At 29.9% G+C, this 6,456-nt stretch carries 4 protein-coding genes; 2 read left to right on the top strand and 2 right to left on the bottom strand.

All coding sequences use genetic code 11. From position 1 onward, the window contains the following. Nucleotides 1–145 precede the first annotated feature (145 nt). Nucleotides 146–1,423, bottom strand: a complete 1,278-nt coding sequence (locus B5E75_RS13830; protein WP_087360456.1) for an ABC transporter ATP-binding protein — start codon at nt 1,421–1,423, stop codon at nt 146–148. Beyond that, nucleotides 1,395–2,708 (bottom strand): FtsX-like permease family protein, encoded by a 1,314-nt coding sequence (locus B5E75_RS13825; protein ID WP_087360453.1) that lies wholly within the window; start codon nt 2,706–2,708, stop codon nt 1,395–1,397. Before B5E75_RS13825 ends, B5E75_RS13830 begins: the two co-directional genes overlap by 29 nt. Before the next feature lie 192 nt (nt 2,709–2,900). Here B5E75_RS13825 and B5E75_RS13820 point away from each other — a divergent pair, with 192 nt between their 5' ends. Both B5E75_RS13820 and B5E75_RS13815 read left to right on the top strand, forming a co-directional pair. Further along, nucleotides 2,901–3,734, top strand: a complete 834-nt coding sequence (locus tag B5E75_RS13820; protein ID WP_087360450.1) for a DegV family protein — start codon at nt 2,901–2,903, stop codon at nt 3,732–3,734. A 67-nt stretch (nt 3,735–3,801) separates the two neighbouring features. Continuing rightward, nucleotides 3,802–6,456 (top strand): DEAD/DEAH box helicase family protein (locus B5E75_RS13815; protein WP_087360447.1); only part of this gene is annotated, 2,655 nt, incomplete at its 3' end.

Raw genomic sequence — 6,456 nt, 5'->3', positions numbered from 1 at the left:
TCACCCAATAAAAAAGAAGGAAATATAAGGAAAACAATACAAATTTATCAATTTTCATAAAAAAATAAAAGAAGTGGTAGATTTAATAAAAAATTCTACCACTTTGTCAACAGTCTGAACATCACTTTGTGGTGATGTTTTTGTTTTAAGATTTGTAAGAGATAAGATCTTTATGGGTTCTTTGATAATATTTTTGACGACTGTAGTCATCGGGATATTTTTGATAGGTTTCTTCGATATGACGAGGATCATCAATAGGAATGTTGAGTTGATGGAAATAATGGATAAAGTGAATAAAATCATCTCTGTTTTTGAGTTTAAATTGATAGGTACCTTTTGGACTGACACAATCTAAAAGAATATGAAATACATATTGACTAAGAAGTCCAAAATTAACAAAGTGAGCAGAAAGGTTCATACGTATTTCTTGAATATCTTGTAAATTAAATTGAATAGAATCATTTCTTTTGTTTTTGTATGATATCTGTGTCCCTTGAATGAATAAAGGTGTACTGTTTTTAAGAATATTTTCATCACTTTTGATACCTTCCATGACCATATAGACGGTTTGTCTGGAAACAAAGGCAATGTCCTGATCTTGAACTTCTATTTGTGGAGAAGATGATTGTATTTGAGATGGCGTCTGATCAAATTCAAATAAAAGAGTATCACGATGAATAATTTCATTAATCTGTTCTAAAAATTGTTTTTGACTTGCTTGATTTCTGTGAATCACTGTTTTGATTCCACCATCATAAAGATACATCATTGTTTTTCCATAACTGGCAATCATGGAATCATGTGTGACTAAGACAATTGTTGTTTCTTGTTGATTGAGTTGTGATAAAAAGGTCATGAGTTTATGAGAATTTTTAGAATCTAAATTACCTGTAGGTTCATCACAAAACAAGATTTCTGGTTGATTGACAAGGGCACGAGCAATGGCTGTTCTTTGACATTCACCACCAGAACATTCATGAGGGAACTTATCTAGTATTTTTTCAATTTCTAACATTTTTGCGAGTTCATGAATTCTTTTTTCAATTTCTTGATTTTGTTGATGTCCTAAAATAAGAGGAGCCGCAATATTATCAAATATAGATAAATAAGGAATTAAGTTATGATTTTGAAAAACAAATCCCAATTTTTGAAATCTAAATTCACATAGATCATTTTTATGAAGTTTTGATAAATGCTTTCCAAAGATTTGAATATGTCCAGATGTAGGTTGATCTAAGGTAGATAAGCAATTTAATAACGTACTTTTTCCTGAACCAGAAGGTCCCATAATACTTATAAAATCACCTTTTTGTAATTCAAAATTGATATTATTTAATGCATATATATTTTTCCCTCTTTTTAAAAGAATATCAGGATCATAAACCTTAGAAATGTTATTCGCTTCGATTAAGATATTTGACATAACTTGTTGCCTCCTTCATGAATTGTTTTTCTTTATAAATCATAGAAACCATAAAAATTAAATAAGAAATGAAATAAAATATTTCTAAACCATACATGATTTGACTCTCTAAAATCTGATTTTGAATAATATATTGTCCTAAATAATGAATATAGAGATAAGGAATCAAAACAATGAAAAGGAAAAAGAATAAGTTTTTAAAAAGTGATATTTGAAAAAGTTGACGTATACTATATCCTAAAGCTCCTTGTGCTGCGTATATTTTTTTAAGAGATTGTAGATAGAACATATATTTCATCACAATACACATCAACAATAATATCAATAACATTATAAAACATGGCACAACCAGTAGTGTGATATGATTATTTGGATCGCATAACATCAATAACATAAAAAGTGAAGGTAAAACGATGGAATGGATGTTTGTGATGGATAAGAGCTGATGGGTAAGATACATATAACTTGTAAGAGAGTGAAAGAGGAGAGAATGATGAGTGATTTGTTTATGGAATAAATCAAATATAAGGGGAATAAACTGATTAGAAAGATATATGATGGATGAAAAACATAAGAGAAAATAGATGAGTTTATTTTGGAGTATTGTATTATGAACAAGGGCATCAATGGAATAGAAAAGAATGATGATTTCAATAATGGATATGAAAATACGAGAAAATGGAATTTTACGTTTATAGTAATGACGACTCATGAAGATTTGATAAGGAGCGATTTCTTGTGTGGTTTTTTGATGAAGTGTTTCCATCATATGACAGTCAATATAAGTTAATTGTTTGGCACTTAATGCAAAAACAATAATAAGAGTAAAGATCAGAACAAATACATCAATAAAAATGGTATAAGGTATACTATAGAAAAAAGTGAAATGATTGGCTAAGAATATATTTATAATTTCAATAAGTAAAATACCTAAACCTATTCCTATGATAAATGCTGTAAGTAGTATCGTACCAAATTGAATCAACAGATAAATGAAAAGGTCTTTAGGTTTTCTTCCAAACATCAATAACATAGAAAATTCATGTTGTTTACTTTGAATAAAGTATTGAGATAAAAAAGCACTTAAAACAACAGAAATAAATAATGACATAAAGGGGATAAAACTGATAGTCATGAAGATTATGGGATCAAGTAGAAGTTGATTTAAATAATCAAACATAGCAATAAAACAAAATTCAAAGGCAAACAACAATGTCATCATAACAAAATAGAGTAGATAATTCTTCTTTAGTGATTTGATAGTTTTGATTGTAAATAATAACATACCTATTCCTTCTTTCTACCTATATAATACTACTATAATAAAATAATTTAAATAATTTTCGATATTTTTAATAAAATTATCAATAGATTTACTTCTCTATTAAATATGGTTTTAAAAACTACATTTATATTGACATTCAAATGTATATTTGTTAATTTATAAATAGAGATAATACATATGAGGAGAATGAGTATGAGAATTATTACGGATACTGGGGCATTATATTCACCTGAAGAAGGGAAGAAATTAGGTTTTGATGTTTTACCATTAAATGTTATTGCTGATAAAAAGAGTTATAAAGAATATGTGGATATATCAAGTCAGGAGTTTTTAGAAATTGTTAAGGAAGGACATATTCCAAGTTCATCACAACCTTCCATTGGAGAAACTATGGAAATGTTTGAAAAATATCCAGATGAAGATATTCTTGTGATTAATATGGCAGATGGTCTATCTGGAACATATCAAAGTACAGTGAGTGCGAAAGAAAGTGTAGATCATAGTGAAAATATTCATGTGATTAATTCTATGACTTTATGTGGACCACAAAGATATTTAGTGGAAAAAGCAGTCACTTTAAAAGAAAAGGGCATGGATATTCATCATATGATGAAAGAACTACATAAAAGTATTGCTTGTGAAAAATCGTTTTTAATTCCACAGGATTTTGGATTTTTAAAACGTGGTGGACGTTTAACACCATTAGCAGCAACACTGGGAGGCATGTTGAAGATTACACCTATTATGACAACAACAAAAGATGCGAAAAGATTAGAAAAATATGCGATGAAAAAAACTTTAAAAAGTGCTATTAAAGAAATTATCAAGGCTTTTCAAGAATTGGGTGTTAATGAAGACTTTAAGATTTATGTGACGCATGCAGGAGTTTTACAACAGGCACAGGATGTTGTCAAACAGTTACAAAAAACATTTGAAAATACAGTGATTGAGATTTATGAACTTTCACCTGTTTTTATTGCTCAAGGTGGACCGGGATGTATTGCTGTACAAACGATTAGAAAATAAAATGAATAGACTGTTAATGATGTCATTAATGGTCTTTTATTATATAATAAAAAAGAAGGTGATCAAAATGAATTGTCAAGATATTTTGGAGTTTCAGGGAGTCTGGAGAGATTATCAACAAAGAATATTAGATCAATTAGATATTTTGAAAAAGGATCAGAAAATACATATTGTTGCAGCTCCAGGTTCTGGCAAAACAACATTGGGAATAGAAATCATAAGATTAGTCAATCAGCCTACATTAATTCTGGTACCTACGATTACAATACGTCAACAATGGGTATCAAGAATAAATGAAGCTTTTTTAAAAAAGGGGTTAAAAAGTGAAGATTATATATCACAAGATTTAAAACATCTGCAATTAATCAACGTCGCGACATATCAATCTATTCATAGTGCCATGAAAAAAGTGAGTCAACAAGATGATGAAGAAAATATGGATTATCAAGATTATTCATTGATTGATGCAGTTCGTGAAGCAGGGATTCAAACTTTATGCTTAGATGAATGCCATCATTTAAAAACAGAATGGTGGAAGGCTTTAGAAGATTTTAAAAAAGAAATATCGTCTTCGCTTTTTACCATTTCTTTAACAGCGACACCACCTTATGATTCAACACCGGCAATGTGGACAAGGTATCTGGATATGTGTGGAGATATTGATGTAGAAATTACAGTACCAGAACTTGTGAAAGAGGGGAGTTTATGTCCTCATCAAGATTATGTCTACTTTAATTATCCAACGGCTAAAGAAGAAGCCAAGATGAAAAAGTTTCAAGAAGATGCACAAACTGTTTTTGATTATTTCATGTCAAATTCTTTATTTCAACAGGCAGTCTTATCTCATCCCTACATACAATCTGTTCAAGATTTAGATCAAGCCTTAGAAAAACCGGCTTATTTATCGTCTTTATTGATTTATTTAGAAAGTCAGCACTTGTCTTATCCTCAAGCATATTTGAAAATATTAGGAACAAAGACACTGGAACCTATGTCTATTCAATGGATGGAAATATTATTACAAGGTTTTTTCTTTGATGATTGTGATTCTTATACTATTTTAGAAGAAGATTTTCAAGAATTATATCAATATATCAAATCTTATGGAATGATTGATAAAAAGAAAGTTGTTATGCAAGTTGATATAGCTTTTGAAAAGATGATGATTTCTTCAGTGGGGAAATGTGAAAGTATCAAAGTCATTGTCAATCATGAATATCAAAATATGCAAAAAGATTTAAAACTTTTGATTTTAACGGATTATATTAAAGCAGAATATGAAAAAGCTATTGGTGATGAAAGTATGAATGTTCATGCTTTAGGTGTCTTACCCTTTTTTGAGATGTTAAGAAGGGAAAGTATACAACAGGTTCAACCTTTTCATTTGGCAGTGTTATGTGGTTCAATGATTATTATCCCTGCATGTTTGAAAGAACAATTAAAACAACTTGTAGAACAAAAGGATCGAATAGTTTTTCAGCCATTTAAGAAGATTGATGATTATGTGAAAGTGGAAATGAAAGGAAATCATCAAGATATTATTAAAGCTGTAAGTACATTGTTTGAACAGGAAGGTATTCAAATACTCATTGGAACCAAATCATTACTTGGTGAAGGATGGGATTCTCCTTGTGTCAATACTTTAATTCTTGCGAGTTTTGTAGGTTCTTTTATGTTAAGCAATCAAATGCGTGGGAGAGCTATTCGTACATACGCTAAAAATCCTGATAAAGTCAGTCATATCTGGCATCTGGTTTGTATTCCACCTCATAAGGGAATTATTAATCGTCGTCAATTCATTGAAGACAATGAAAGTGATTTTGAAAATTTAAAAAGAAGAATGGAACATTTTTTAGGTTTGCATTATGAAAAAGATTTTATTGAAAATGGAATTGGGAGATTAACAGCTATTCAATATCCATTAACACGTGCACATATCAAAACAACAAATCAAAAAATGTTAGCATTATCATCTAAACGAAATCAATTAAAAGAAAGATGGCAACGTTCTTTAACTATCTATGATAAGATTGAAGTTGTTGATGAGATTGAAACAGAAGACCAGAATATAACAAGTGTTTTATTATATGATGCTTTAAGACATATGACGATTATGATTGTCAGTTTCGTTTTGGCGTTTATTGTGGTCATTGCATTGATGTTATTTTTTGAAATAACGAGTTCTTATATGATGTATTTGTTAGTGACTTATGTGATGGTTGGATTGGTAAGTGTATTTTTGAAATGGAAGAAAGTTTTGACTTGGAGAAATCCTTTAAATCGTTTACAGGCTTTTGGTGATGGCATTTATCAGGCTATGCTCAATATGCATATGTTTGAGTTGTTGAACTGTCGTGTACAAACAGAATCCCAAGCAGTTTTCTATTCTATTTATTTGAGTGGTGGAACAGCTCATGATAAGGCGTTGTTTGCGAAATGTGTGAATGAGTTTTTTGATGAAATGGATAATCAACGTTATATTCTCTACAATAAACATCAAAGACCAAAAACAAATCGTTATTTTGTTGTGCCGGATGTTTTTTCTAAACGTAAAGAAGATGCGATGATTTTCGCTAAGTGTATGCAACCTTATATTGGAAGATATGAGCTGATTTATACAAGAAATGAACAGGGAAGAAAGATTTTACTGCAAGGTAGAAGGGATGCTTTGGCTAATCGACAAAACAGACTTCTTACAAGAAAGAAAGTTAAAGGGGCTTTG

The sequence above is a fragment of the Massiliimicrobium timonense genome, from assembly GCF_002160865.1.
Lineage (GTDB): Bacteria > Bacillota_I > Bacilli_A > Erysipelotrichales > Coprobacillaceae > Allocoprobacillus.
The sequence above is the reverse complement of the archived record's forward strand: the minus strand, read 5'-3'. Positions and strand labels throughout refer to the sequence as shown.

What these genes read in the sequence shown, in the direction of transcription:
- B5E75_RS13830 (WP_087360456.1), bottom strand. Translation starts at nt 1,423, where the DNA reads ATGTCAAATATCTTAATCGAAGCGAATAACATTTCTAAGGTTTATGAT.
- B5E75_RS13825 (WP_087360453.1), bottom strand. Translation starts at nt 2,708, where the DNA reads ATGTTATTATTTACAATCAAAACTATCAAATCACTAAAGAAGAATTAT.
- B5E75_RS13820 (WP_087360450.1), top strand. Translation starts at nt 2,901, where the DNA reads ATGAGAATTATTACGGATACTGGGGCATTATATTCACCTGAAGAAGGG.